Annotated in this window: 23 protein-coding genes; 11 read left to right on the plus strand and 12 right to left on the minus strand. The window is 48.6% G+C overall.

Features of this window, described 5'->3' with window-relative positions; all coding sequences use genetic code 11:
• Positions 1 to 68 precede the first annotated feature (68 nt).
• Positions 69 to 2,246, minus strand: a complete 2,178-nt coding sequence (locus QEZ41_RS09115; protein ID WP_289411135.1) for a malate synthase G — start codon at positions 2,244 to 2,246, stop codon at positions 69 to 71.
• A 348-nt stretch (positions 2,247 to 2,594) separates the two neighbouring features.
• Positions 2,595 to 5,324: a DNA polymerase I gene (polA, locus tag QEZ41_RS09120; RefSeq protein WP_289411136.1), complete on the minus strand. Its 2,730-nt coding sequence runs from the start codon at positions 5,322 to 5,324 to the stop codon at positions 2,595 to 2,597.
• A 138-nt stretch (positions 5,325 to 5,462) separates the two neighbouring features.
• Here polA and QEZ41_RS09125 point away from each other — a divergent pair, with 138 nt between their 5' ends.
• Positions 5,463 to 5,750, plus strand: coding sequence for a DUF2782 domain-containing protein (locus QEZ41_RS09125; protein WP_289411137.1), 288 nt, complete (start codon positions 5,463 to 5,465; stop codon positions 5,748 to 5,750).
• Between the two features lie 47 nt (positions 5,751 to 5,797).
• Here the strand turns inward: QEZ41_RS09125 and mscK are convergent, their stop codons facing one another.
• Positions 5,798 to 9,088, minus strand: a complete 3,291-nt coding sequence (gene mscK / locus QEZ41_RS09130) for a mechanosensitive channel MscK (RefSeq protein ID WP_289411138.1) — start codon at positions 9,086 to 9,088, stop codon at positions 5,798 to 5,800.
• Between the two features lie 74 nt (positions 9,089 to 9,162).
• Complete coding sequence (locus QEZ41_RS09135) at positions 9,163 to 10,896, minus strand: potassium/proton antiporter (protein ID WP_289411139.1); 1,734 nt, start codon at positions 10,894 to 10,896, stop codon at positions 9,163 to 9,165.
• 179 nt (positions 10,897 to 11,075) lie between these two features.
• Here QEZ41_RS09135 and QEZ41_RS09140 point away from each other — a divergent pair, with 179 nt between their 5' ends.
• From QEZ41_RS09140 to QEZ41_RS09160, 5 genes are all read left to right on the plus strand, one after another.
• The gene (locus tag QEZ41_RS09140) at positions 11,076 to 11,531 is read left to right on the plus strand and encodes a YiiD C-terminal domain-containing protein (RefSeq protein WP_289411140.1); all 456 of its coding nucleotides are present in this window, start codon (positions 11,076 to 11,078) and stop codon (positions 11,529 to 11,531) included.
• A 5-nt stretch (positions 11,532 to 11,536) separates the two neighbouring features.
• Positions 11,537 to 12,727, plus strand: coding sequence for a BaiN/RdsA family NAD(P)/FAD-dependent oxidoreductase (locus tag QEZ41_RS09145; protein ID WP_289411141.1), 1,191 nt, complete (start codon positions 11,537 to 11,539; stop codon positions 12,725 to 12,727).
• A gap of 107 nt (positions 12,728 to 12,834) precedes the next feature.
• Positions 12,835 to 13,677: a Tim44 domain-containing protein gene (locus tag QEZ41_RS09150; RefSeq protein ID WP_289411142.1), complete on the plus strand. Its 843-nt coding sequence runs from the start codon at positions 12,835 to 12,837 to the stop codon at positions 13,675 to 13,677.
• 12 nt (positions 13,678 to 13,689) lie between these two features.
• Positions 13,690 to 14,106 carry an SMI1/KNR4 family protein gene (locus tag QEZ41_RS09155; RefSeq protein WP_289411143.1) on the plus strand — a complete coding sequence of 139 codons (417 nt, stop codon included), beginning with the start codon at positions 13,690 to 13,692 and terminating at the stop codon, positions 14,104 to 14,106.
• A gap of 50 nt (positions 14,107 to 14,156) precedes the next feature.
• Positions 14,157 to 14,639 (plus strand): acyl-CoA thioesterase, encoded by a 483-nt coding sequence (locus QEZ41_RS09160; RefSeq protein WP_289411144.1) that lies wholly within the window; start codon positions 14,157 to 14,159, stop codon positions 14,637 to 14,639.
• Positions 14,640 to 14,734: 95 nt separating this feature from the next.
• On the opposite strand, the gene QEZ41_RS09165 is transcribed toward QEZ41_RS09160, so the two are convergent.
• Both QEZ41_RS09165 and glnK read right to left on the minus strand, forming a co-directional pair.
• Positions 14,735 to 15,016 carry a hypothetical protein gene (locus QEZ41_RS09165; protein WP_289411145.1) on the minus strand — a complete coding sequence of 94 codons (282 nt, stop codon included), beginning with the start codon at positions 15,014 to 15,016 and terminating at the stop codon, positions 14,735 to 14,737.
• A gap of 238 nt (positions 15,017 to 15,254) precedes the next feature.
• Positions 15,255 to 15,593, minus strand: coding sequence for a P-II family nitrogen regulator (gene glnK, locus QEZ41_RS09170; protein WP_289411146.1), 339 nt, complete (start codon positions 15,591 to 15,593; stop codon positions 15,255 to 15,257).
• 220 nt (positions 15,594 to 15,813) lie between these two features.
• On the opposite strand from glnK, the gene QEZ41_RS09175 reads away from it, so the two are divergent.
• Together QEZ41_RS09175 and QEZ41_RS09180 are read left to right on the plus strand one after the other, a co-directional pair.
• Positions 15,814 to 16,077, plus strand: coding sequence for an accessory factor UbiK family protein (locus QEZ41_RS09175; RefSeq protein WP_289411147.1), 264 nt, complete (start codon positions 15,814 to 15,816; stop codon positions 16,075 to 16,077).
• Positions 16,078 to 16,116: 39 nt separating this feature from the next.
• Positions 16,117 to 17,616, plus strand: coding sequence for a YifB family Mg chelatase-like AAA ATPase (locus QEZ41_RS09180; protein ID WP_289411149.1), 1,500 nt, complete (start codon positions 16,117 to 16,119; stop codon positions 17,614 to 17,616).
• Here the strand turns inward: QEZ41_RS09180 and QEZ41_RS09185 are convergent.
• Both QEZ41_RS09185 and QEZ41_RS09190 read right to left on the minus strand, forming a co-directional pair.
• The gene (locus tag QEZ41_RS09185; RefSeq protein ID WP_289411151.1) at positions 17,613 to 18,008 is read right to left on the minus strand and encodes an SCP2 sterol-binding domain-containing protein; all 396 of its coding nucleotides are present in this window, start codon (positions 18,006 to 18,008) and stop codon (positions 17,613 to 17,615) included. The genes QEZ41_RS09180 and QEZ41_RS09185 overlap by 4 nt on opposite strands.
• A 123-nt stretch (positions 18,009 to 18,131) precedes the next feature.
• Positions 18,132 to 18,407, minus strand: coding sequence for an HU family DNA-binding protein (locus QEZ41_RS09190; protein ID WP_289411152.1), 276 nt, complete (start codon positions 18,405 to 18,407; stop codon positions 18,132 to 18,134).
• A 257-nt stretch (positions 18,408 to 18,664) separates the two neighbouring features.
• Between QEZ41_RS09190 and QEZ41_RS09195 the strand changes: the two genes are divergently transcribed.
• Entirely contained in the window at positions 18,665 to 19,228 is a 564-nt protein-coding gene (locus tag QEZ41_RS09195) for a chorismate--pyruvate lyase family protein (protein WP_434556809.1), read from the plus strand.
• Positions 19,229 to 19,237: 9 nt separating this feature from the next.
• The gene (gene ubiA / locus QEZ41_RS09200; RefSeq protein ID WP_289411154.1) at positions 19,238 to 20,134 is read left to right on the plus strand and encodes a 4-hydroxybenzoate octaprenyltransferase; all 897 of its coding nucleotides are present in this window, start codon (positions 19,238 to 19,240) and stop codon (positions 20,132 to 20,134) included.
• A gap of 5 nt (positions 20,135 to 20,139) precedes the next feature.
• Here the strand turns inward: ubiA and QEZ41_RS09205 are convergent, their stop codons facing one another.
• From QEZ41_RS09205 to QEZ41_RS09220, 4 genes are all read right to left on the minus strand, one after another.
• Entirely contained in the window at positions 20,140 to 21,057 is a 918-nt protein-coding gene (locus QEZ41_RS09205) for a response regulator (protein ID WP_289411155.1), read from the minus strand.
• A 57-nt stretch (positions 21,058 to 21,114) separates the two neighbouring features.
• The gene (gene secB, locus QEZ41_RS09210) at positions 21,115 to 21,582 is read right to left on the minus strand and encodes a protein-export chaperone SecB (protein WP_289411156.1); all 468 of its coding nucleotides are present in this window, start codon (positions 21,580 to 21,582) and stop codon (positions 21,115 to 21,117) included.
• A gap of 63 nt (positions 21,583 to 21,645) precedes the next feature.
• The gene (gene grxC / locus QEZ41_RS09215) at positions 21,646 to 21,900 is read right to left on the minus strand and encodes a glutaredoxin 3 (protein ID WP_289411157.1); all 255 of its coding nucleotides are present in this window, start codon (positions 21,898 to 21,900) and stop codon (positions 21,646 to 21,648) included.
• 1 nt (position 21,901) lies between these two features.
• Entirely contained in the window at positions 21,902 to 22,318 is a 417-nt protein-coding gene (locus tag QEZ41_RS09220) for a rhodanese-like domain-containing protein (protein WP_289411158.1), read from the minus strand.
• A 180-nt stretch (positions 22,319 to 22,498) separates the two neighbouring features.
• Here QEZ41_RS09220 and gpmI point away from each other — a divergent pair, with 180 nt between their 5' ends.
• The gene (gpmI, locus tag QEZ41_RS09225) at positions 22,499 to 24,034 is read left to right on the plus strand and encodes a 2,3-bisphosphoglycerate-independent phosphoglycerate mutase (protein WP_289411159.1); all 1,536 of its coding nucleotides are present in this window, start codon (positions 22,499 to 22,501) and stop codon (positions 24,032 to 24,034) included.
• Positions 24,035 to 24,046 lie beyond the last annotated feature (12 nt).

A 24,046-nucleotide genomic window follows, 5' to 3' on the forward strand; every position in this document is an offset into this window, starting at 1 on the left:
GAGCGAAACTCCATAAATAAAAAAAACCGCCCAAAGGCGGTTTTTTCATCACTACAGTTCAGGCTGTACTACAGTCCGTTCTTCGCTTTAAATTCGCGGCGACGACGGTGTAATACAGGTTCGGTGTAACCATTAGGCTGTGCACGGCCATCCAGTACCAGCTCCAGTGCGGCTTGGAAAGCAATGCTGTCATCGAAGTTAGGTGCCATGTTGCGATAGAAAGGATCTCCTGCATTCTGACGGTCAACTACCTCTGCCATTCGCTGCATGGTTTCAATGATTTGCGCTTCGTCGGTAATGCCGTGACGCAACCAGTTAGCCATGTGCTGGCTGGAAATACGTAAAGTGGCACGGTCTTCCATCAGGCCGATATCATTGATATCTGGAACCTTTGAACACCCTACGCTCTGCTCAACCCAGCGTACAACATAACCCAGAATACCCTGAGCGTTGTTGTCCAGTTCGGCTTGGATTTCTTCTGCAGTCCAGTCGGTGCTAGGCGCCAACGGTATGGTCAGAATGTCGTCCAAAGAAGCAAACTCGCGCTTTTTCAGCTCTTCTTGGCGCGCAAATACATCCAACTCGTGGTAGTGCGTGGCGTGCAAGGTTGCTGCAGTCGGTGACGGAACCCAAGCGGTGTTGGCACCGGCTTTCACGTGACCTATTTTTTGCTCAACCATGTCAGCCATTAGATCTGGCATCGCCCACATACCCTTACCAATTTGTGCTTTGCCCGATAGCCCCGTAGCTAAACCCACGTCAACGTTCCAATCTTCGTAAGCAGCAATCCATTTCTCGCTGCGCATCTGCGTCTTGCGAACAAAGGCGCCTGCTTCCATAGAGGTATGGATTTCATCACCGGTACGGTCCAAGAAGCCTGTGTTAATAAACACCACACGCTCTTTGGCTGCTTTAATACAGGATTTCAGGTTAACCGTAGTACGGCGCTCTTCATCCATGATGCCCATTTTCAGAGTGTAGCGCTGCATGCCAAGAACGTCTTCAACACGCGCAAACAGCTCGTCAGCAAAGGCCACTTCTTCTGGGCCGTGCATTTTTGGCTTCACAATGTACATGCTGCCGGTGCGGCTGTTTGGACGCGTGGTGTTGCCTTTCAGGTTATGCAAAGCAATCAAGCTCGTAAACAACGCATCCATTATACCTTCTGGCATCTCGTTGCCGTCTGCATCAAGAATCGCGGGGTTCGTCATTAGGTGACCAACGTTACGCACAAACAGCAGTGAACGGCCATGCAGGGTGACGGTGTCGCCATTCAAACCCGTGTATTCACGATCCGGATTCATCTCACGCACAAAGGTCTTGTCGCCCTTGGTGACGCTTTCGGACAAATCACCCTTCATCAAGCCTAACCAGTTGCGGTACACCAGGGTTTTGTCGTCGGCATCCACAGCGGCCACAGAGTCTTCACAGTCAATGATGGTGGTGATGGCGGCTTCTAAAATAATATCTTTAACGCCGGCAGCGTCGGTTTTGCCAATAAAGTTATCGGGGTCAATCTGGATCTCAATATGCAAACCGTTGTTTTTCAACAGGATAGCTGTTGGATTTTGGGCGTCACCCTGATAACCAACGAGCTGTGCATCATTGTCCAAGCCGGTATTGGTGCCGCCTTTAAGGGCAACAATCAGCTTGCCATCGGCAATACGGTAACCTGTGGACTCTGCATGGGAACCCGCAGCTAAAGGTACAGCTTTGTCTAAGAAAGCACGTGCATAGGCGATTACTTTATCGCCACGGACTTTGTTATAGCCTTTACCTTTTTCAGCGCCATCTGCTTCGCTAATTACGTCAGTGCCATAAAGCGCATCATAGAGCGAACCCCAGCGTGCATTGGCAGCGTTTAGCGCAAAACGTGCGTTGGTCACAGGTACTACTAACTGTGGACCCGCCATACGAGCAATTTCATCGTCAACATTTTGTGTGCTGGCTTGGAAGTCCGCCGCTTCTGGCAACAAATATCCAATTTCTTGCAGGAATGCTTTATAAGCCACTGCATCATGAGCTTGGCCCTTGCGTGCAAGGTGCCACTCATCAATTTTCGCTTGTAAGGCATCACGTTTTTCTAGCAGGGCGCGATTTTTCGGTGCAAGGTCTTGCAGAACCTTCGTTGCGCCTTCCCAGAATTTGTCTGCATCTATGCCAGTGCCGGGAATAGCTTGCTCATTTACGAAGTCATAGAGAACTTTAGCGACTTGTAAGCCGCCTACTTGTACACGTTCGGTCATCTTTGCCTCACTCTCTGCTTGAAAAAGCCTTATATAAAAACACAGCTAAAAATGCTGTGTAGTGAAAGATTCTAAATACTACAGGATTACGAAAAAAATAACAGAGGTAAAAATGCGACTTTAGAAATACACAAGGTGCAGTAGCGGAGCGCTTAAATAATAGGCAAAAAAAACTCCGAATCTCCGGTTGGGGGAAGAGATTCGGAGTATAAGCTCGGACTGCTAGGGATAGATGTCCGAGTTCTGCCAACTTAACTCATCACAATATTTACAGCTGGAGAACACTCAATAGGAGACATTCATGTAATCAGACTTGAGCGTATTATTAAAGTTCAAACTTTTTAATCCTTAATGCGCTTCATCCCAATTGTTACCCACTCCCGCTTCAACCAATAACGGCACATCGAGCTGCGCCGCTTGACTCATCAATGGCAACAGCTTTTTTCGTACCTGCTCCACATCATCCTGATGCACTTCAAGCACCAGCTCATCGTGCACCTGCAACACCACGTGCGCACGCAAATCGCTATCGCTCAACCACGCATCCACAGCAATCATCGCGCGTTTGATGATATCGGCGGCCGTGCCCTGCATCGGCGCATTAATGGCTGTGCGCTCCGCTGCTTTGCGAAGCATTGGATTTTTGGCCTTAATTTCGGGCAAATAGAGTCGGCGTCCAAACAGTGTTTCTACATAGCCTTGCTCTGCCGCTTGTTTGCGGGTGTTCTCCATATAGGCCAGCACACCCGGATAACGTTCAAAGTAGCGATCAATATACTGCTGTGCTTCGGTGCGGTTGCTGCCGATTTGTTTGGCTAAGCCGTGGGCGCTCATGCCGTAAATCAAGCCAAAGTTAATCGCTTTGGCGTTGCGACGCTGCTCGCTGGTGACTTCATCCAAGGCCACACCAAACACCTCGGCAGCGGTGGCTTTGTGCACATCACGATCGTTGCGAAAGGCTTCGAGCAAACTGCTGTCCTGCGCTAAATGCGCCATGATACGCAGCTCGATTTGCGAGTAGTCCGCTGCTAATAAGCAATGCTCTGGTGCAGCAATAAAGGCTTGGCGAATGCGTCGTCCTTCAGCGGTACGGATTGGAATGTTTTGCAAATTCGGATCGCTGGAAGATAAGCGTCCTGTCGCTGTCACCGCTTGATGGTAACTGGTATGAATACGTCCTGTGAGCGGATTGATTTGTTCAGGCAAGCGATCGGTGTAGGTGCTTTTGAGTTTGCTGAGGCTGCGGTACTCCATCAGCAACACCGGCAACTCATGCCCTTGCTCTGCCAATTGGCTTAATACAGCTTCAGCGGTACTGGGCTGCCCTTTGTTGGTTTTACCCAACACCGGCAAGCCTAGCTTTTCATATAAAACCTCACCCAATTGTTTCGGCGAAGCAAGGTTAAAGGGTTGACCTGCTATGGCATAGGCTTGGCGCTCTAGCTCAGTGAGTTTTTCACCCAGTTCAAGACTTTGCAGGCCCAGCAAATTGGCATCAACCAAAGCGCCTTTGCGCTCAATTCGTGCCAGCACTGGCATCAGCGGAATTTCAATATCAGCATAGACGCGCGCCAGTGACTCTATTTTCTGCAACTTTTCCTGCAGAGTTTGATGTAACTGTAAGGTGATATCGGCATCTTCTGCGGCGTAATGCCCAGCTACAGCCAAATCAATCTGAGCAAAAGTGAGCTGTTTGGCTCCTTTGCCGGCAATTTTCTCAAAAGGAGTCGTCTCACGCTGTAGATACATGCGCGCCAAGCTATCCATATCGTGTCGCGTGGCCGTAGCATTGAGCACGTAGGAAGCCAGCATACTGTCATGCAGTACGCCCCGCATATCTATCTGATAGCGCGCCAGCACATTGATATCGTACTTGCCGTTTTGACAGATTTTTATGCAACCAGCATCCTCAAGCAAAGGCCGTATTTGCGCCAACACATCCTCCAGCGGCAACTGCTGTGGCACACCCATATAGCTGTGCGCTAAGGGCACATAAGCAGCTTCGTTTGGGGTTACCGCAAACGACAAACCCACCAGCTGCGCTTGTTGCGCATCCACGCTGGTAGTTTCAGTATCAAAGGCAAATATCCCAGCCTGTTTTAGTTTTGCCAACCACTGGTTAAGTTCGGCCTGGGTGAAAATGGTGCTGTAATTAGTCTCGACTACAGCGGCAGGCTCTGGGATGGTTGCTGTGCTTTTACTGGCGGCTTCTTCGGCTTCAGCTAACCAACCTCTAAATTCGAGCTGACGATAAAGCTCCAGCTGCTGGGCATAGTTGGGCTCATGCATCTGTAACTCAGTCGCCTGCACTGCCAGCTTCACATCGGTTTTAATGGTTGCCAGTTGACGGGATAAATACGCTTGGTCTTTGTGTTCAAGCAGTTTTGCCGCCAATGTTTTTGCACCACGAATCGGCAGCTCAGCGACTTTGTCTAGGTTGGCATAGATGGAGTCCATATCGCCCAAACCTTGCAGCAAACCCAAAGCGGTTTTCTCGCCCACGCCGGGCACTCCGGGAATGTTGTCGGACTTGTCACCCATTAATGCCAAGAAATCGATAATAAGCTCAGGGCCAATACCGTACTTTTCTTTCACCCCAGCTTCGTCTGTCGCGGTGTTGTACATAGTGTTAACCAAGGTAACCCGCTCGGTGACCAGCTGCGCCATGTCTTTATCGCCGGTGGAAATCACTACCGGCATATTTTGGCTGCACGCCTCTAACGCCAAAGTGCCAATCACATCATCCGCTTCCACGCCCTCAACGCACAGCAACGGAAAGCCTTCTGCCTGCACACACTGATGCAAAGGCTCGATTTGCGCGCGTAAATCATCGGGCATGGGTGGGCGCTGGGCTTTATATTGCTCAAACAGCTCATCGCGGAAGGTGGGCCCCTTAGCATCAAACACCACAGCAATCACGCTGCCAGGATACTGTTTACGCAAACTGCGTAACATGTTTAACACACCACGAACCGCTCCCGTTGGCTGCCCGCTTGAGGTTGATAACGGCGGCAAAGCAAAATACGCACGGTACAAATAGGAAGAACCATCAACCAATACTAACGCAGACGCAGACATAATTAACAACCTTTATTATTAGTCGTGATAACCAACAATCACGGACAAATTAGCAGACCCTCTAAGGATTTTGCAGTATATTACATTCTTAACATCTATGACTTAGCTGTCTTGCAGCTGCCTAATAAGGACATCGCCATGTTTAAATATTTCCAGCAACTCTTACTGCTAGTCGCACTTGCTTGCGCGCCTTTCTGGGCAAGCGCGCAGACCGACTCTCTGGGTGAGCCTGAAGTAACCATCACCCAAAAAGGCGACCAAAAAATTGAGGAGTACCGCGTCAATGGCTTTTTGTATGCCGTGAAAGTAACGCCTAAGGTAGGTCCTGCATATTTTTTAGTACGTGCTGAGGGTGAAGGCGAGGATTTTTATCACTCTGGCAAGCCTGAGCTACGCATCCCTTCTTGGAAAATCTTTACTTGGTAAAGATCAAATCGCTGCAGCCCATCTCTGGGCTGCTTGCCATTACGCCACTAGTCTTGCTTTGGCTCTAACTGATTAAAGGTACGCTGTTTAGTACTCCAATGCGCCTGCTCACCCTGTGCATTTTTAATAAACACATCCAATTGTTTAAAGGCCATCTCAATTTTATGCTCGCGAAAGCGCACCACTAATTGATTGAGCACCTCATCAATGGACGGGTTACGATCGCCCAGCTCGCGCACGTGATAACGCAGCTCATGATCAAAGGTGCTTTCGCTGATACCTAAAAACAACACTACTGGCTCTGGATCGCTCATAACTCGCGAGTTTTCCTGCAGCGTTTGCAGCATCAACTTTCGCGCCAAATCCAGATCAGTGTCGTACGCCAAACCTATATTGACCACCACGCGGGTCACGGTATCTGAAAGAGACCAGTTGATAAGTCGCTCTGTCACAAACACCTTGTTGGGAACAATAATTTCTTTACGGTCAAAATCAATAATTGTAGTAGCACGTATACGAATACGGTTTACCGTACCCGACAAATTACCAATGGTGACCACATCGCCAATACGTACGGGCCGCTCAAACAAGATAATTAAGCCTGAAACAAAGTTGGCAAATATTTCCTGCAAACCAAAACCCAAACCTACAGACAAGGCTGCCACTAGCCATTGCAGCTTGCTCCAGCTTACACCCAACACAGCCAAGGTCATGACAAAACCAGCCGACACTGTTGCATAGGTCAGCAGTCTAATGGCCGCATACGCACTGCCCTGAGCAAGGTTTAACCTGGAAAAGAACAAGACTTCCAGCAATCCCGGTAGGTTACGCGCCAGCATCGCGGTCATGGCCACAATAACCGCCGCATTCAGCAGATCGCGCAGGCTAAGAATCGCTTGCGCGGCGTTCAAATCATTACTAAATTTGTCTTCATACAAAACCACATTGTCTAAGTAGGCAAACAGCGAAATCACATCCGCCCAAATCCAATAAATGCCCGCCGTTAATGTAAGCAGTAAAAGCAGACGCACCAAACGCAAGGATTGCTGATTTACCTCGCTTATATTTAATCCCATCCTAGCCTGTGACTGCTCCGCTTCGTTTGACTCCTGCTGATTGCTACGCGCTTTCTCGGCACGCTGCCACGCCAAGCGGCGCGCGGCGATAATCAAGCCACGCTCCAGCATCGCCTGCATAATTATCCACACCACCAGCAATACCAATGTGGTTAACAAACGCTCCGTCAGCTGCAAGACGGTGTAGTAATAGCCCGAAGCCAAAGCGCCAACAAACAACACCGGCAGAAACGCTAAAAACATACCCAAGCCACGCGCCCACCAAGGCAGCGGCTCTTCCACATATTTGTGCAACACAGCGCTGCCCAGCAAAAAACTTAAGGCCAGTAAACCCACTGCCAGCAACACCGAACCCAGCACGTCCTCGCTCAGATTCGACAAGCGCGCCTGCGCCAATGGCACCACTAAAGCCAACAGCCACACCACCAACGCCAACCACGCCACGCGCTTACGCAAAAACTCCACCTGCTGGGCCGGCCAAGCAAAATGAACCTGCGCTACACCCTGCTTAGCCAGCAAGCGGTAGGCAATGGAAAACACCAGCCCTAACTTAGCCATATTGAGCAAAGCCGTACCAAACTCATAGGCAACCGATTGAGTATGCAACTGCGCCAACCAACCTGCTGTAGCAAACAGCGCGGCAATAGGTAGCGATACCACTGCTACCGCCAATACTGCCAGCGGTGTATAAAACTGTCGATCGCGCAGATAATGTCCAATACTGGCTTGGGTATTCTGTACCTGCACACGCAAGCCAGTGCGCTTCCACAATACCAGCAGAGTTAATAGTAATACGGGGAAAAAACTCAGAGCGTTATCACGCCAAACTGGCCATAACTCGGCAAACACAGTGCCGATATCAATAGCGCGCCACTGTTGCTTGAGCTGCGCAGGCAAGCTTTTAAACCAGCCGCGATCAACGGCTTTATTGCTAGGCACCCAAAACATTTGCTCATCTAAAATTACATGCAGCATCTTCGCAGTTGATTGCAATTGTTTTTGATTCAACTGGACACGAATAGCTTCGCTTAAATAAGCATTAAGCTCGTGGTTAAGTTTTTGTAGCAGTTCATTACGCGCGGTGACCAAACCCAGTAAGTCAGCGCGCAACTGTGGGTTATCGTCGGCTAACGGCAACAGCATACTGTCGACATATTCTTGTGGGCGCTGCACGGTTTCGCGTAATTGTCTAAGCTCAAACTGATACAACCGCGTATCCGCGATTTGCTCAGTAAGGCGCTGGTCAAAACTTAGTTGCGGCAAGGCTTGTTTTTGCTGATACAGTATTTTCGCCAGCAGCAAACTGCCCTGTAGGACACTTATTTGCTCTTCCAGTGCTTGCTCAATTTGCTGCACGTTTTCCAATTGCTGGCGTACCTGTAAACTTTTTTGGGTCAGCTGATTGCGCCGCTCGGTAACGGTGAGTAAGTAGTCAGACAACTTAAGGTTAAGACTACTTTCCTTCAGTAATAACGCATCCTCACCGGCTTTTTCGACACCCAAGGATTGCTCTTGCACTGCCTGTTCAGAAGCGGCTTGGCGTCTTTTATTAAGCATTTCTTGTAAAGCGATTAAATAGCGTTCTTGCGTCTGCACTTTAGCCGCGAGTAACTCTCTATTACTGCTGGCCAAATCCTGTAGCACGCTATTGCCTGCCAGCTCTGCTTGATTAAGTTTATTACGCTCCTGTAACGCGCCCAGTTCGGCCTGCAGCCGATCCAATGCTTCTGGCAGCAATAAGGCTTTACCACCTTCTTTGCCAGCTTTTATTTGTGCATTAATTTCTTGGATACGTTTTTGATTGTTACTGACTTCAAGCTGCGCGCGCTCTGGCCGGGTTTGCGTACGAATAATTAATGCGCTGGCATCATTTAGCTCTTTTTGCCAAAACTCCAGCTGCTGGGTTTGCTCGCCGACTAATTGTTCTAACTGCAGGATAGTTAAGTTAGGTGAAATTTGTTTGTCGGTCTGTTGAGCTAGCTGCGCGAGTGCTTGTTTGTTTTGCTGAATTTGCTGCGGTGCCTGACTGAGCTGCTGCTCTAAACTGCTTTGTGCTTTTTTCGCACGCTCGATCGCATCCAGCCACACAAGAGTTTGTTCTAGCGTTTGTTGGGCCAACTGCTGTTCGTTTTCAGGCAGTTTGCGCTCGCTCAAAGTAGCAAGATTTTTTTTGATAAAATCAATGCTCGGTACCGCCGCCGTTGCCTGCATTGCGCCGCATATAAGCAGTAAAACCAGAAGAACTCTGCGCCACACCCGCATACTTATATCCACTCTGAAAATTCGTTCCTGTTAGTACCTTCAGCTTCTACTTAACAACCTAGGAACAGGGCGTACTAAATGGCAGCGTCTTTAGTGTCTGGAAAACGCAAACCCACTTTACTGACCTTATCATTTTCCATTTCCACAACAACCCAAGTTAAGCCCTGCCATTCGGTGTAGTCACCCACTACCGCCTCACCACCCACGGCTTCACTAATAAAGTCAGAAAGGCTTTCTTTTGCGTTGCGACCTTTCAAATCCAAGCCATACACAGCGGCCACATCACCCAGCTGCGCCTGCCCTTGTAAAACAAAATCACCAAAGAAGCGCTTATCCAACCCTTTATCCGGCTCCTCACTAAATAAACGACCCAGTGCCGGCAAGTCTTCATCGTGACCAATCACACACAAAATATCATCCACTTCCAAGCGGGTACTACCGGTGGGGTGCAACAGGCAGTTGTTACGAAATAAAGCAGCTATTCGTGTTCCGGTAGGCATTTTTAGTTCACGTAGTTGCGCGCCAATACACCACTTTTCACGCTTAAGCTTATAAACAAACAACTCCCACTGGCTGGTGGGATAAATCTCTAAACCCGCACGGGATATGGGGGCAGGCGCAGGTGGTACTTCTACTCTGGCTTTGCGTGCTGCCCAAGGCAATGTCGAGCCCTGCACAATTAATGACACCAACACAATAAAGAAGGCTACGTTAAAAAACAGTTGTGCGTTTGGCAGGCCATAAACGAGCGGGAACACCGCCAAAATAACTGGCACTGCACCACGCAAACCAATCCATGAAATAAACACCCGCTCACGCAGATTAAAGCCACGAAACGGCAGCAAGCCAATAAACACAGAAACTGGACGGGCAAAAAGAATCATCCACAATGACAGTAACAATGCCGGCACCGCAATAGGCAATAGCTCATGCGGGGTAAGTAACAAACCCAACACCAAGAACATGCCGATTTGGCTAAGCCACGCCAAACCATCAAACATATGCAAAATACCGTGACGGTTACGAATGGGGCGATTACCCAGCACCATGCCACAAATATAGACAGCTAAAATCCCGCTACCGCCGACATGCCCAGCAAAGGCATAAATCATAATACTGCCGCTCACCGCCAACAAAGGATACAAGCCATCGGCAACCGTCAGACGGTTTATTATCTGCACCAATAGCCAGCCACCACTTAAACCCAGCAACGTGCCCAAACCAAATTGCTGCACTAAGCTGGCAAGAAAATCCAAGGTAAAGCTGGTTTGCCCTGCCGCCAACATGCCAATCAAGGTCACGGTCAGGAACATGGCCATCGGGTCGTTACTGCCGGACTCAATCTCAAGGGTTGAACCAACTCGATCATTGAGCCCTTTGCCGTTAAGCAGGTTAAACACCACCGCCGCATCCGTTGAGCCGACGATAGAGCCGATCAACAACCCTTCCAGCAGGGTTAAATTAAACAGCCAAGCCGCCGCCAAGCCGGTTAACACCGCAGTAGCAATCACACCAAAGGTTGCCAGTGACAAAGCTGGCCACAAAGCCACGCGGAAAGTCGCCACTCGCGTACGCATACCACCATCGAGTAAAATCACCGCCAAGGCGAGGTTGCTCACGATGTAGGTCAGTGAATAATCATTAAAAACAATACCACCGATACCGTCGGTACCGGCCATCATGCCAACCCCCATAAAAATCACTAAAATGGGGATACCAATACGCGAGGATACCGTGCTGACCAGAATACTGACAGCGACCAGCAAACCACCGACAAAAAATAAACTATTGGTTGCAGATAGATCCAAAAAACTCACCTTAAAATAGCTGGTTAATAAAAAAGAATAAATAATTCTACCTTGATAGTGAAAATCTTTTTAGTTTTCTTACGCTTATTTTCAGCCAAGCCGCGAATTCAGCAAAAGTACCGATACAATCGTGTAAAATACGGTCTCTAGATTAAAGCCTTATTATCAGAACAACGAACATGTCAGATTTTCGCCAACACCTCAGTCAAGTTTTCGCCCAAGACATTCCCCTTAGCCAAGCGATGGGAGTTCAGGTATGCAGCTGGCATGAGCAACGCTTAGAGCTAAGCTTTCCGCTCACACCCAACATCAACCACCAAGCCAGTATGTTTGGCGGCAGCATATACTGTGCCGCAGTACTCGCCAGTTGGGGCTGGCTACATTTACGCCTGCGTGAAATAGGTATAAACACCACCCATATAGTGGTGCAATCAGGGCAGATCGATTACCCACGCCCCATCACCCACGAGTCCATTACTGCTCTGTGTGAAGCGCCTGAAGAGCACCTCTGGCAACGTTTTGTCGCCACCTACAACAAACACGGCAAAGCGCGTTTACAGCTCACCAGTCACGTGCTAACTGACACGGGCGAAGATGGCGCGCTACTTACCGCCCAATTCGTGTTACACCAATAACCTCTATGCAAACCTATGACGTAATTATTATCGGCGCGGGTGCGGCAGGGCTAATGTGCGCGCAAACCGCTGCCCAGCGCGGACGCAGAGTGCTGGTGTTGGATCACGCCAATAAAGCCGGTAAAAAAATTTTGATGTCCGGTGGTGGGCGCTGCAATTTCACTAATATGTACTGCAGTCCTGAGGATTTTATCAGTCGCAATACGCATTTTGTAAAATCAGCACTGGCGCGCTACACGCCATGGCACTTTATGGAACTTATTCATAAGCACGCTGTGGCTTACGAAGAAAAGCAGGCAGGACAGTTATTCTGCAGCAATAGCGCCAAAGATGTGCTGGCTATGTTGCTTGCCGAGTGCGAGCAAGCAGGCGTCACCCTTCAGCTAAAAACACGTATCGACAGCGTGCAGTATCAAGACAGCGACGGCTTCAAGTTAAAAACAAACGCTCATACCTATCAGTGCCAGTCTTTAGTGATTGCTACAGGAGGGTTGTCGATCCCGACCATGGGCGCAACCGGTTTTGGCTATCAAGTGGCGCAACAGTTTGGCCACAGCCTAGTGCCCACCCGTGCAGGATTAGTACCCTTTACCATTACCGATGAGAAACTCAAACAGCTCTGCACTGCGCTGGCCGGCAGCTCGATTAACAACTGCAGACTGACTTGCAACGGGCATGAGTTTGTGGAGGATCTGCTTTTTACCCATCGCGGCTTAAGCGGACCGGTGGTGTTGCAGGCGTCCTTGTACTGGCAAACAGGTCAACCTATTAGCCTTGACCTGTTAAACCGGCCCGATGCAGCGCAGTGGCTGTTAGAGCAGCAGCAACAACGCCCTAATATCGAACTTAAAACACTATTAGGTGAGCGCTTCACCAAAAAAATTGCGCAGCTTTTGACTGAGTTTTTCAACTTCAATAATCAATCTCTAAGAAATTACTCAGCCAGCCAACTAGAACACATCGCCCAGCAACTAAGCCATTGGTCACTGACACCAGCGGGCACTGAGGGCTACCGCACCGCAGAGGTCACACTGGGCGGAATCAATACCAATGAGGTGTCCTCCAAAACCATGGCTTCTAAATATCAAACTGACCTGTACTTTATCGGTGAAGTACTGGACGTTACCGGACACTTGGGCGGCTTTAATTTTCAATGGGCCTGGGCCAGCGGACATGCTGCTGGTTCTTGCGTCTAACAAAACCACAGCTGTTAGAAGTACACAGATACAATCTAACGGTTAAGTTTTGTTTAACTCTAAGGCATACTGTGCACCCTTTAAATTTCAACAACTGAGAGACTAGTATGCAACGTTTTCTAACCTTAGCCTTGGCATTGTTCATCGGCTTAAGTTTTAGTTTTGATGCTGAAGCACGTCGCTTCGGTGGTGGCAAATCTTGGGGCGCACCGGCTAAACACCGCCCTGCCCAACAAAGACAACAGCAACAACAGCAACAACAGCAGCCCAAGCAGCAGCCCGGTCAAAAAGGCCCTGCCGCTGCGGGCAAAATGGGCTGGATGGGGCCGCTAGCAGGTTTAGCCGCTGGCGGTTTGCTGGCCTCCATGTTCTTTGGCGACGGTTTTGAAGGCATACAAATGTTCGATATGCTAATTCTTGCCGCTATTGCGTTCTTCTTATTTAGATTTATTGCCTCCAGACGCCAGCCCAGCATGCAAACTGCTGGCGCAGGTCCGCAACCCATGCAGCGTGAAATGCCCAACAATCTGTTTGGCAGCAGCAACGCCCAGCCTCAACAGCAACCCGTTATGCAAGCGCCCAGCTGGTTTAATCAGCAGCGTTTTGTTGAGCAGGCTCGTGAGCATTTTATGCAGCTACAGCAATTATGGGATGCCAACGACTTTAGCCAAATCGCTGCATATCTAACCCCTGAAATGCGCACATTCTTGGAAAAAGAGCGCGCCAGCCTCGGTGATGGCTTTCAGTCCACCTATATTGAACAGCTCGAGGTTCAGCTAGACGGCATTGAAGAGCTGGAAGACTATACTGTAGCCACGCTTTCCTTCACTGGTGTGGCCAAAACTTCACGCTTTGATCAGGGTGAGCCTTTCCACGAAAGCTGGCGTATGGAACGCGCGCACGGTGACAACGAATCCTGGTTGATTGCCGGCATTCAGCAAAACAATTAAGGCGCATCCACTATGGAAGAGGTACTCGATCTGCTACGCGAACACTGTGAAGATACCCCATACCCTATGGAGCTACCCACAGATGACGACTTGCTCGACATACAAGAACAGCTACTCATTCATATTCCCTATGAGTTACGCGAATTCTTACTTAACGCTAGCGATATAGTACTTGGCAGCCTTGAGCCAGTTACCGCCAGTGACCCTGGTGCGCATACCTATTTGCCAGAAGTCGCTTCACTGGCTTGGGAGCAAGGCTTACCGCGCTACCTTGTTCCCTTATGCCAACATGCTGACGGCTATTACGCTGTGCAGCCTGATGGTGAAGTCGTTAATTGGGACTCTAACGGGCAAGACTTTTCCGATGAGTCCTGGGAAACCGTCTGGGATTGGGCGCACGACTGCTGGCTAGCAACCGTGCAAAGCTAAACTTTAGCTGTAAGCTGTATTGCACGCACCACTTAAATAATGAGAAACGCATGAAACCTGGTTCTCCTAGTCTATCCATGACCGTGTTGATGACCCCTGACATGGCCAATTTTTCCGGCAATGTGCATGGCGGCACAGTGCTTAAGTATCTTGACGAAGTGGCCTATGCCTGCGCCAGTCGTTACGCCGGTATCTATGTCGTAACCCTGTCTGTTGACCAAGTGACTTTCCGCCAACCTATCCATGTAGGCGAGTTAGTCACCTTTTTAGCCTCCGTCAATTACACTGGCCGCACATCCATGGAAGTGGGCATCAAGGTAATTACCGAAAATATCCGCACTCAAGTAGTACGTCATACCAATAGTTGTTTTTTTACTATGGTGGCCGTGGATGAGCAGGGAAAACCCACTGATGTGCCTGTGTTTACAGCCAAAACAGCAGAAGAGATACGTCGCTACAATAACGCCGTTGAGCGCCGTGCTATCCGTGCGGAGTTAGCCGAACGTTACGAGGCATTAAAATCCAGCCCTTAAACACAACAAAGCCAGTCCGCTTTTATCAATGGACTGGCTTTAGTCTTACCGATAGTTATAAACGTTTAGTCTTACCGATAGTTATAAACGCTAATTTAGTCGGAACTTACTTCTTGTATTTTCCCACCGCGCGCTAAAAAAGCTTCCATAGCCTGCGCCAGCGCATCACGCTCTTTTTTCTTAGCTTCTAAAGAGGGTAAGTCTTCATACACTGGGGCTTTGCTTTTAACAGGCGGCGCGTCATACCCCTCATCATCACTTTCTACCACCTCATCTGCGATAGCTGCATCGTCCTCTACTTCCGCAACTTCATCCAACGAAATATCGTCAGTTTCTTCAGTGTCTAAGTCTTCGTCTTCTATATCATCTTCGAACATTCCACCAACCTCAAATCAGCAAACAGTCAAAAAGTAACATGCTTATTTGGCGCGCATTTTAGTGCGCAATTTTCAAATTTGCTACGATAAAAAATATCTTTTTTTGTGGCTATGCTTTGCTGATTTGAACACTGAAAAAAACAAGGCACAAGCGGTTAAGCATTGTGCCTTGGTTGTACTTCAGCGACTGTTTGATAAAGCAGCTAGCGCAGCAACACAGCCCACTGCTTACGCGCCTTTAGATAGCGCTAACACCTGTTTCGCCAGTGCGGATTCGTACAATCTGCTCTAGGCTGGTAACGAAAATTTTGCCATCACCGATTTTTCCGGTATTAGCTGCCTTACTGATAGTCTCAATCACCAAATCTAACTGCGACTGAGCAATAGCCACCTCAATTTTAACCTTGGGTAAGAAATCCACTACGTATTCAGCACCACGATAAAGCTCTGTGTGGCCTTTCTGACGACCAAAACCTTTTACTTCGGTAACTGTTATCCCTTGCACGCCTATTTCAGACAGCGCCTCGCGCACATCATCAAGTTTAAAAGGTTTGATTATTGCAGTGACCAATTTCATACTGTTCTCCCATGGACTGATTTGCCCTAATTAGTGAGTAGAGCTTGAGCAAACCTGAAAATGCTATTCATGGCTTAATAGTCTAAGCCGCGAAACAGATTTTGTAACCCGTTTTAATAAATCTTTGCGCTATAGTCGCGAATTATGTTTTTTGCTAGCCAGCATTAGTTTTAAAGCGTGCTAAAATTAGCTTAGATATTTTATCAATTAAGGATTATTTATGCTGCCGCCCAAAGCCTTTCTGGACACCCTAAGCGAACAAGCAACGCGTTTACTCAGTCAAGAAAGTCCTATTGCACCTGCCGAGTTAGAAAAACAACTAAAAGCCTTGCTGCAAAGTGCTTTTAGCAAACTTGATCTGGTCAGTCGTGAAGAGTTTGAAGGTCAAATGCTGGTACTGGCGCGTACGCGTAAGCGCTTGGAAGCGCTCGAAAAACAGGTACAGGCTCTTGAGCAACAACTGGAGCAAAATCCAGCCCAGTAGCACTAACAAAAGCCACAAGTCATAGCTCAAGGAGGAACTATGTCCATCGCCATCATCAATAGCCGTGCGCAAATTGGCGTCGAAGCACCACCTGTACATGTAGAAGTCCATCTAAGTAACGGTATGCCCTCCTTCACCTTGGTGGGCCTGCCTGAAACTGCTGTGCGCGAAAGTAAGGATCGGGTGAGAAGCGCCTTACTAACCAGCGGACTGAGCTTTCCTTATAAAAGAATTACCCTAAGCCTTGCACCCGCCGACCTACCCAAAGACGGTGCTCGCTTTGATCTGGCCATTGCTTTGGGACTTCTAGCTGCCAGCGGTCAAATTCCTGTCAACACCCTACCCGTGCTTGAATGCATTGGCGAGCTGGGTTTATCCGGTGATATTCGCCCAGTGCGTGGTGTGCTTCCGGCTGCTTTAGCCGCACGTCAAGCCCAGCGTAGTTTAATTGTGCCCCGCGCCAATGCCGAGGAAGCCAGTTTAGTCTCCGGTCTAACCATCTATGCCGTTGATCATATCCTGCAGCTGGTTCATCACTTTACCCAACAACAACCCCTTGAACCCTACCGTAGCAACGGTCTAACCGATAGCTGCCCACCCTACCCTGATTTACAAGAAGTTCAGGGGCAAGAAGCCGCTAAGCGCGCGTTGATTGTGGCAGCGGCTGGCATGCATAATTTATTGCTCAGCGGCCAGCCCGGCACTGGGAAAACCATGCTCGCCAGTCGCTTGCCGGGGTTACTGCCTATGCTGACCGAAGCCGAAGCCCTAGAAGTAGCTGCCGTACAGTCTGTGGTCAGTTTACAAAGCTTGACCCATTGGCCGCAACGCCCATTTAGACAACCACACCACAGCGCCTCTGGACCTGCGTTGGTTGGCGGTGGCAGTAAACCACAACCCGGAGAAATTACCTTAGCGCATCAAGGTGTGCTTTTTTTAGATGAGCTGCCAGAGTTTGATCGCAAGGTGCTTGAAGTACTCCGCGAGCCGCTGGAAGCAGGTCACATTGTGATTGCACGTGCCAATGGACGGCTGAAGTTTCCCGCACGCTTTCAACTGGTAGCGGCGATGAATCCCTGTCCATGCGGCTATCTAGGCGACCCCGATGGGCGCTGTCGCTGCACGCCAGAGCTAATTGCGCGCTATCGCCATAAATTATCAGGGCCGCTGCTAGACCGCATTGATCTGCACGTCAGCATGGCGCGTGAACCCACTTCACTTATGCCGCAGCAGAGCAAGTCAGGTATAACCAGCCAAGAAGCTGCAGCTATAGTCAGTCAGGCTCGGCAAATACAACTTAAGCGTCAAGGCAGCACTAACAGTCAACTCGCGACAAACTCGCTACACCAGTTTTGTACTTTGGCAGAAGCCGATCGAATTTGGTTAGAGCAGGCTTGCGAGCGGCTTAAGCTGTCCCTGCGCGCCAGCCACAGAGTGCTGAAAGTGGCACGCACACTGGCTGATTTAGATGCACAAGAGATAATAGGCAAACACCACTTAGCCGAAGCATTGCAGTATCGCTTTCAGAACATCAATTAATTATTTGTTTTTAGTTGAGTCTTTGTTTTTTTAGGCATGACATACTTAAACAAGCCCTGAAACCACAGCACCTTGGCCGTATCACCGGTAATTTTTATATCTTTATTTTGGATGCCCTGCATAAAAGCAAGCTGCTTGTTTTTTGCCGTCATCACCGAGTAACCGAAGCTGGCATCACGAAAACTCATAACAAAAATAGGCGATGCCGTAGTTCCTGAATGACTGCTTATACGCTCATTTTGCACATGAAAGCTACGGGCTACCTTGCCATCCATTGTCTGCAAACTAAAGCTTAGCTCTTTGTCGGCCAGCTGTTGCTGTAATTGCGGATTAACCTTACTTGCCTTGCTCAGCATGCGTGCAATCATCCACAGTAGAAAACGAAATTTCATTTTTATCCCCCCCCAGGATTTTTCTTAATTTATTTATTATTATGCGTAAAAAACGCACAACCAGCTCTCACCAATTGTGCGTTAATTCTGAGTATATCGAAGCAAATACACTCAATAATTCTGCTACGAGTTTACTGCATCCTTCAACTGCTTACCTGCTTTAAATGCTACGGTGTTACTCGCACTTATTTGCATCTCAGCGCCTGTTTGCGGGTTTTTACCAGTACGTGCACCGCGATGGCGCTGGGAAAAACTGCCAAAACCAACCAAACTTACTGTGTCATTTTTCTCCATAGCCACAGTAATTTCATCAAGAATTGCATTTAATACTCTGCCAGCCTGTTGTTTAGTCAAGCCCGCTTTATCAGCTATAGCTGAAACCAACTCCGGTTTACGCATGTTAAGCCTCTTAATTTGCCCTATTGTACCTATTGTATAAACAGCAAATGCTTTGTCCTATTCAACTCACCCAACAAAGCCTTTGCCGTAGGGGGCTAAGAATGACATGAGCCGTCAACAGAGGCTAGAGCCTTTCTTTGCTTTGAATCAAGAATCTTGTACATAAACCAAGTGGCCTGCCATCGGCAATTTTGACAGCCATGCAGAACTAAAAAACCATTGACCAACGTGTTAAGATTGGCGCTTTGCAAAACAAGATAGTTATCGTGAGTACTCCAATAAACACAGCGCTAACCTGGCATTCCCAGCCACAATCAGAACCTCTAGTTAACGACTGGTTGTTTAATCAAGACTCTTTAACTCAGCGTCTAATACAACTCAGCCACAATAATTTTAGCGTTTTACCCCTTAATGAAGGCTGGCAAAGGCTGCGCGCTGATGAGTGTGCTGCTCTAGGCTGTCCCGAGCAAAGCAGCGGCTGGGTAAGAGAGGTTTTTTTGCGCGGCAAGCAACAGCCCTGGGTGTATGCACGCAGCGTCGCCAGCCAAGCTTCGCTACAAGAGTCTGATTTTGACCTAGCCTGTTTAGGTACGCGCTCCTTAGGAGAACTGTTATTTAGCGATCAGGCCTTTGAGCGTGGCGTTATTGAAATCTGCCAATTAACGCCTAAAATCCTACCCGATACGCTGTTGCCTTTTACCAGCGACGCAAGCACACTTTGGGCGCGCCGTTCTTGCTTTAGCAAAGAGCCGCTTAAAATTTTAGTCGCCGAAGCTTTTTTACCTGCATTCTGGCAACACTTAGCCACTCATAAACACTAGCCTATTGTTATGTATTTAAAGATTTTGCGTTCAGCTAATGCGATTCATCCACGGGCATGGGATTTTATTCAACTCATGCGCTGGGATCGGCCTATAGGCATTTACCTGTTACTTTGGCCAACGCTTTGGTCGTTATGGATTGCCGGACAAGGCTCACCCAGCCTTAACAATGTGGTTATTTTTGTACTAGGCGTCATTTTAATGCGCTCTGCGGGTTGCGCTATCAATGATTTCGCGGATCGAAAAATTGATGGCCACATCTCGCGCACCAAAGAACGCCCCTTAGCAACTGGACGCGTTAAACCCAAGGAAGCGTTAATTACCTTCACGATTTTAATCAGCCTAAGCTTCGGCTTGGTCTTGCTGACCAACCAACTGACCTTTTACTGGGCTTTTTTAGCAGTCTTTTTGGCGGCACTCTATCCCTTTACCAAGCGCTATACCTACTACCCACAGCTGTTTTTAGGCGCGGCGTATTCGTGCAGTATTATTCTTGCCTTCACCGCACAAGCAGGCGATCTACCTAAAGAAGTCTGGCTGATTTATATCGCTAACCTGCTGTGGACCATCGCTTACGATACCTACTACGCCATGAGTGATAGAGAAGACGATCTGAAAATCGGGGTTAAGTCGACGGCTATTGTTTTCGGTGATGCGGACCGTGTCATTATTCTCACACTGCAAGTTTGTGCACTGCTGTGCTTAGTCTTAGTGGGGCAGAATTTTGCGTTGGGAATATATTTTTATATTGGTTTGCTGGCCGCTGCTGCATGCTTTACGTGGGAGTTTTATTCCACGCGCGAGCGCGACGCGCAGTCGTCACTTAAGGCGTTTTTGCACAACCATTGGGCTGGGCTGGCTATTTTCCTAGGGATAGTCACCGACTATGCTTTAGCCAGTGTGTAGTGGCGTTATTTAGCGCTGGGGACAAAGTGCTTTTGCGCCGTTCCGCGAGCAATTAAGCGCGAAATATAATCCATCTTCTGCGGGTCTTTATCGACAAAGCGACAATTCACCTGCAGCCATTCGCTGTCAGGACTGGCGTCCACTGCAGTCAGCGAGTGGATATAGGCATTGAGTCGCGCCACTTCAGCCGTTTCACCCTGCTCTAAATCCAGTACTACCGAATCTAGAATTTGCGGCAAAATCTCTGTACGTCTAACCACCAACGCTGCTTCCTTGAGACTAATGGCTTTAATAACACAGTCCATTTCAGCATTAGGTAAGCGCAGGCGACCTTGTCCACGCCCCTTTGGTGCAGCAGATTTGGCTGGTACCGGTGGTGCTTGGTTAATTAATGGTGACGAAAATGCCGCTGGTTGCGCGCTTGGAGCGGCTCGTGGTGCAGTTTCAGCGGGCTTGCCACCAGTTAAAACCGAGAGTGAGTCATTGGCCGTTCCGGTACTTAACATACGGTTGGGCGCAGCAGCCTCTAGCACTGCAAGACGACCTGTTCTGCTGAGGGCTTTTTTGACCTTGGTGATGAGCTGCTCGTTGGTAAAAGGTTTGCCAATGTAGTCAGACACACCAGCCTGGATAGCCTGCACCACATTTTCTTTATCACCGCGACTGGTCACCATAATAAAGGGGACTTTGGCGTACTGCGGTTGTTCGCGGAACCACACAAGCAGCTCCAAACCGGACATCTCCGGCATTTCCCAGTCGCACAAAACCAGATCAAAGGTTTGGTTGGCTAAAACTTGCTGCGCTTTACGACCATTAACGGCCTCATCCGTGACAATTCCTGGGAAATAGCTTCTTAGGCCTTTCTTAACAAGATCACGAATAAATGATGCATCATCAACCACCAATACACTTACTTTACTCATGCTATCTCCCAGAAAAACTTAATAACTTATCACCAAGCCTGCAACAACAGCCCCTGATTAAGCCTGCTCTTGTTGACGCTCCATTTCTTGAGCATACAGTGCATCAAAGTTAACCGGCGCCAGCATTAATGCAGGAAATGAACCTTTAATGACCACGCTATCTAAGGTTTCACGCGCATAAGGAAACAGAATGCTTGGGCAAAATGAACCCAATGCATGACCTAGAGCGGCCTCATCAAAGCCGTGAATTAAAAAGATACCGGCTTGCTGTATTTCTGCAATAAAAGCTACATGCTCTTCTGTTTTTGCGGTAACGGTAATACCTAACACAACCTCATAGAAATCATCATTCAAGTGACGCTTTTGTGTAAACAGGTTCAATTCAATATCTGGCTGCCAGCTTTCACGAAACACTTCAGGGCTTTTAGGCGCCTCAAAAGAAAGGTCTTTTATATAAATACGCTGTAATGAAAACTGTGAGCTGGGCTGTTCCTGTGTAACTGCTTCACTATTTTGCTCTGACATAAAACCTTCCTTAATGATTTCAAGATCAAGTTAACAAATACTTTAGCACTTTAACAGCCTAATTTAAGCTTGTAATAAAGTGTCTAATTTACCAGCACGCTCCAACGCAAAGAGATCGTCGCAACCACCTACGTGCAGCTCGCCGATCCAAATCTGTGGCACAGAGGTGCGGCCGGCTTTTTGTGCCATTTGCGCACGCAGCTCTGGCTGACCGTCCACGCGTATTTCTTCAAACGTAACGTTCTTACTGGCTAGCAACTGCTTTGCACGCACGCAAAATGGGCACCAGTCGCTACTGTAAATTACTACCTTACTCATTTTATTTTTTTACCGTTGGCAAGTTATCTGAACGCCAGCCAGCAATACCACCCGAAAGACGTGCCGTAGTAAATCCGGCTTTGTTTAGCTCTGAGCAGGAAGCACCCGCTGTCATTCCAGAGGCACAAACCACAATAATGGTTTTATCTTTGTATGCTTCTAGCTCACCGATACGCTCTTTAAGTTTAGCCGCAGGTATGTGAATAGAATCGACAATATGACCCGCCGAAAAATCTTTTTGCTGACGTATATCCAACACTACAGCTTCATCACGATTAATCAGCGCAGTCACCTCGCGACTACTCAAATTACGCCCTGAACGCTTTGTTTCATGCAGCACTAGCAGGATTGCCAATCCAATAAAACTGCTCACCAGAATATAGTGATTACCGACAAACTCTATGACCCGTTCCAACATTATTATCTTCCCAGCTTGGGTTAAAATTGGCTGATTATACACGCTAGCCGCATAAGCTACAGCACAAACTCGCATTACCAGCAAAAGGCTATCCGTAGCATTTTTTAATATTCATGACTAAAAAGTGTCAACAGGGTAAAATAACTCTATTAAATGTTATTACTTAGTGAGCCCAGCAGTATGCCAAACTCTCGAAAACCTGTCGTTTTAATGATTCTTGACGGCTTCGGCCATAGCGAAGCCACTGAACACAACGCTATCTATAGCGCCAGCACGCCTGTGTACGATCAACTGCGCCGCGACTACCCCAACGGCTTAATCTCCACCAGTGGCATGGACGTCGGCTTACCTGAAGGCCAAATGGGTAACTCAGAAGTCGGGCATATGAACCTCGGTTCAGGCCGTGTGGTCTATCAAGACTTCACCCGCATCACCAAAGCTATTGTCGAGGGGGATTTCTTTACCAACCCCGCCCTGTGCCAAGCCGTAGATAAAGCCGTTGCTCACAACAAAGCCGTGCATATTATGGGTTTGCTATCAGATGGCGGTGTGCATAGCCACCAAGAACATCTGGCAGCGATGGTGGAGTTAGCAGTCCAGCGCGGCGCCGAGACTATTTATGTGCATGCTTTCCTCGATGGACGCGATACCCCACCGCGCAGCGCGCAAAGTTCCATCGACTTTATTGAACACACCTTTAACAGGTTAGGCAAAGGCCGTATCGCCTCACTGATTGGTCGTTACTTCGCAATGGACCGTGATAACCGCTGGGACCGCGTGGAAAAAGCCTGGAAGCTGCTCGTTGATGCACAACCCGAATTTACCGCCAGCACGGCCAACGAAGGCTTAGCCGCGGCCTATGCGCGTGACGAGTCTGACGAGTTTGTTAAGCCGACACAAATCGGCGACGCGGCGCCTATCAGCGATGGCGATGCGGTGATCTTTATGAACTTCCGTGCCGACCGCGCGCGTGAAATCACCCAAGCCTTTATCCAAGACGACTTTGCTGGTTTTGCTCGCCAAAGCGTACCGCAACTGGCCGACTACGTGATGCTGACTCAATACGCCGCTAGCTTTGCGACCCCTTGTGCATTTGCGCCCTCAGCACTCACCAATGTGCTGGGCGAATACCTGTCTGATTTGGGCAAAACTCAGTTACGCATTGCTGAAACCGAAAAATATGCTCATGTGACTTTTTTCTTCTCCGGCGGTCGTGAAGAGCCTTTCCCTGGCGAAACCCGCGTACTGATTCCATCACCTCAGGTCGCCACCTATGACCTACAGCCTGAAATGAGCGCACCCGCAGTCACTGATCGCATCGTGCAAGCCATTGATAAGCAAGAATTTGACGTCATTATCGTCAACTTTGCCAATGGCGACATGGTGGGCCATACCGGTGTCTTTTCTGCTGCAGTGCAGGCCGTTGAGTGCTTGGATGCCTGCATGGGTAAAATTGTAGCTGCTCTCAAACGCGTCGGTGGCGAAGCGCTGATCACTGCGGACCACGGTAATGTTGAACAGATGCTCGATACCGACACCGGACAAGCGCATACTGCACACACCTGCAAGCCTGTTCCTTTTATTTATATTGGTGAGCGTACCGCACGTATTCGTAGTGGTGGCATCTTGGCTGATGTTGCACCGACCTTACTTACATTGATGGGTTTACCTATTCCTGAAGAAATGACCGGTACCAACCTTGTAGAACTCTTATAAATAGCCAAAGCC

It is taken from the genome of Thiopseudomonas acetoxidans, from assembly GCF_030362935.1.
In the GTDB taxonomy this organism is placed as follows: domain Bacteria; phylum Pseudomonadota; class Gammaproteobacteria; order Pseudomonadales; family Pseudomonadaceae; genus Thiopseudomonas; species Thiopseudomonas acetoxidans.

Bases quoted from the DNA above. Each gene is read 5' to 3' on its own strand.
- gpmI (WP_289411159.1), top strand. From the start codon at position 22,499: ATGCCAAACTCTCGAAAACCTGTCGTTTTAATGATTCTTGACGGCTTC.
- QEZ41_RS09155 (WP_289411143.1), top strand. From the start codon at position 13,690: ATGGAAGAGGTACTCGATCTGCTACGCGAACACTGTGAAGATACCCCA.
- QEZ41_RS09160 (WP_289411144.1), top strand. From the start codon at position 14,157: ATGAAACCTGGTTCTCCTAGTCTATCCATGACCGTGTTGATGACCCCT.
- QEZ41_RS09205 (WP_289411155.1), bottom strand. From the start codon at position 21,057: ATGAGTAAAGTAAGTGTATTGGTGGTTGATGATGCATCATTTATTCGT.
- glnK (WP_289411146.1), bottom strand. From the start codon at position 15,593: ATGAAATTGGTCACTGCAATAATCAAACCTTTTAAACTTGATGATGTG.
- mscK (WP_289411138.1), bottom strand. From the start codon at position 9,088: ATGCGGGTGTGGCGCAGAGTTCTTCTGGTTTTACTGCTTATATGCGGC.
- secB (WP_289411156.1), bottom strand. From the start codon at position 21,582: ATGTCAGAGCAAAATAGTGAAGCAGTTACACAGGAACAGCCCAGCTCA.
- QEZ41_RS09180 (WP_289411149.1), top strand. From the start codon at position 16,117: ATGTCCATCGCCATCATCAATAGCCGTGCGCAAATTGGCGTCGAAGCA.
- grxC (WP_289411157.1), bottom strand. From the start codon at position 21,900: ATGAGTAAGGTAGTAATTTACAGTAGCGACTGGTGCCCATTTTGCGTG.
- ubiA (WP_289411154.1), top strand. From the start codon at position 19,238: ATGTATTTAAAGATTTTGCGTTCAGCTAATGCGATTCATCCACGGGCA.
- QEZ41_RS09125 (WP_289411137.1), top strand. From the start codon at position 5,463: ATGTTTAAATATTTCCAGCAACTCTTACTGCTAGTCGCACTTGCTTGC.
- QEZ41_RS09175 (WP_289411147.1), top strand. From the start codon at position 15,814: ATGCTGCCGCCCAAAGCCTTTCTGGACACCCTAAGCGAACAAGCAACG.
- QEZ41_RS09165 (WP_289411145.1), bottom strand. From the start codon at position 15,016: ATGTTCGAAGATGATATAGAAGACGAAGACTTAGACACTGAAGAAACT.
- QEZ41_RS09220 (WP_289411158.1), bottom strand. From the start codon at position 22,318: ATGTTGGAACGGGTCATAGAGTTTGTCGGTAATCACTATATTCTGGTG.
- QEZ41_RS09140 (WP_289411140.1), top strand. From the start codon at position 11,076: ATGTCAGATTTTCGCCAACACCTCAGTCAAGTTTTCGCCCAAGACATT.
- QEZ41_RS09145 (WP_289411141.1), top strand. From the start codon at position 11,537: ATGCAAACCTATGACGTAATTATTATCGGCGCGGGTGCGGCAGGGCTA.
- polA (WP_289411136.1), bottom strand. From the start codon at position 5,324: ATGTCTGCGTCTGCGTTAGTATTGGTTGATGGTTCTTCCTATTTGTAC.
- QEZ41_RS09150 (WP_289411142.1), top strand. From the start codon at position 12,835: ATGCAACGTTTTCTAACCTTAGCCTTGGCATTGTTCATCGGCTTAAGT.
- QEZ41_RS09190 (WP_289411152.1), bottom strand. From the start codon at position 18,407: ATGCGTAAACCGGAGTTGGTTTCAGCTATAGCTGATAAAGCGGGCTTG.
- QEZ41_RS09115 (WP_289411135.1), bottom strand. From the start codon at position 2,246: ATGACCGAACGTGTACAAGTAGGCGGCTTACAAGTCGCTAAAGTTCTC.
- QEZ41_RS09185 (WP_289411151.1), bottom strand. From the start codon at position 18,008: ATGAAATTTCGTTTTCTACTGTGGATGATTGCACGCATGCTGAGCAAG.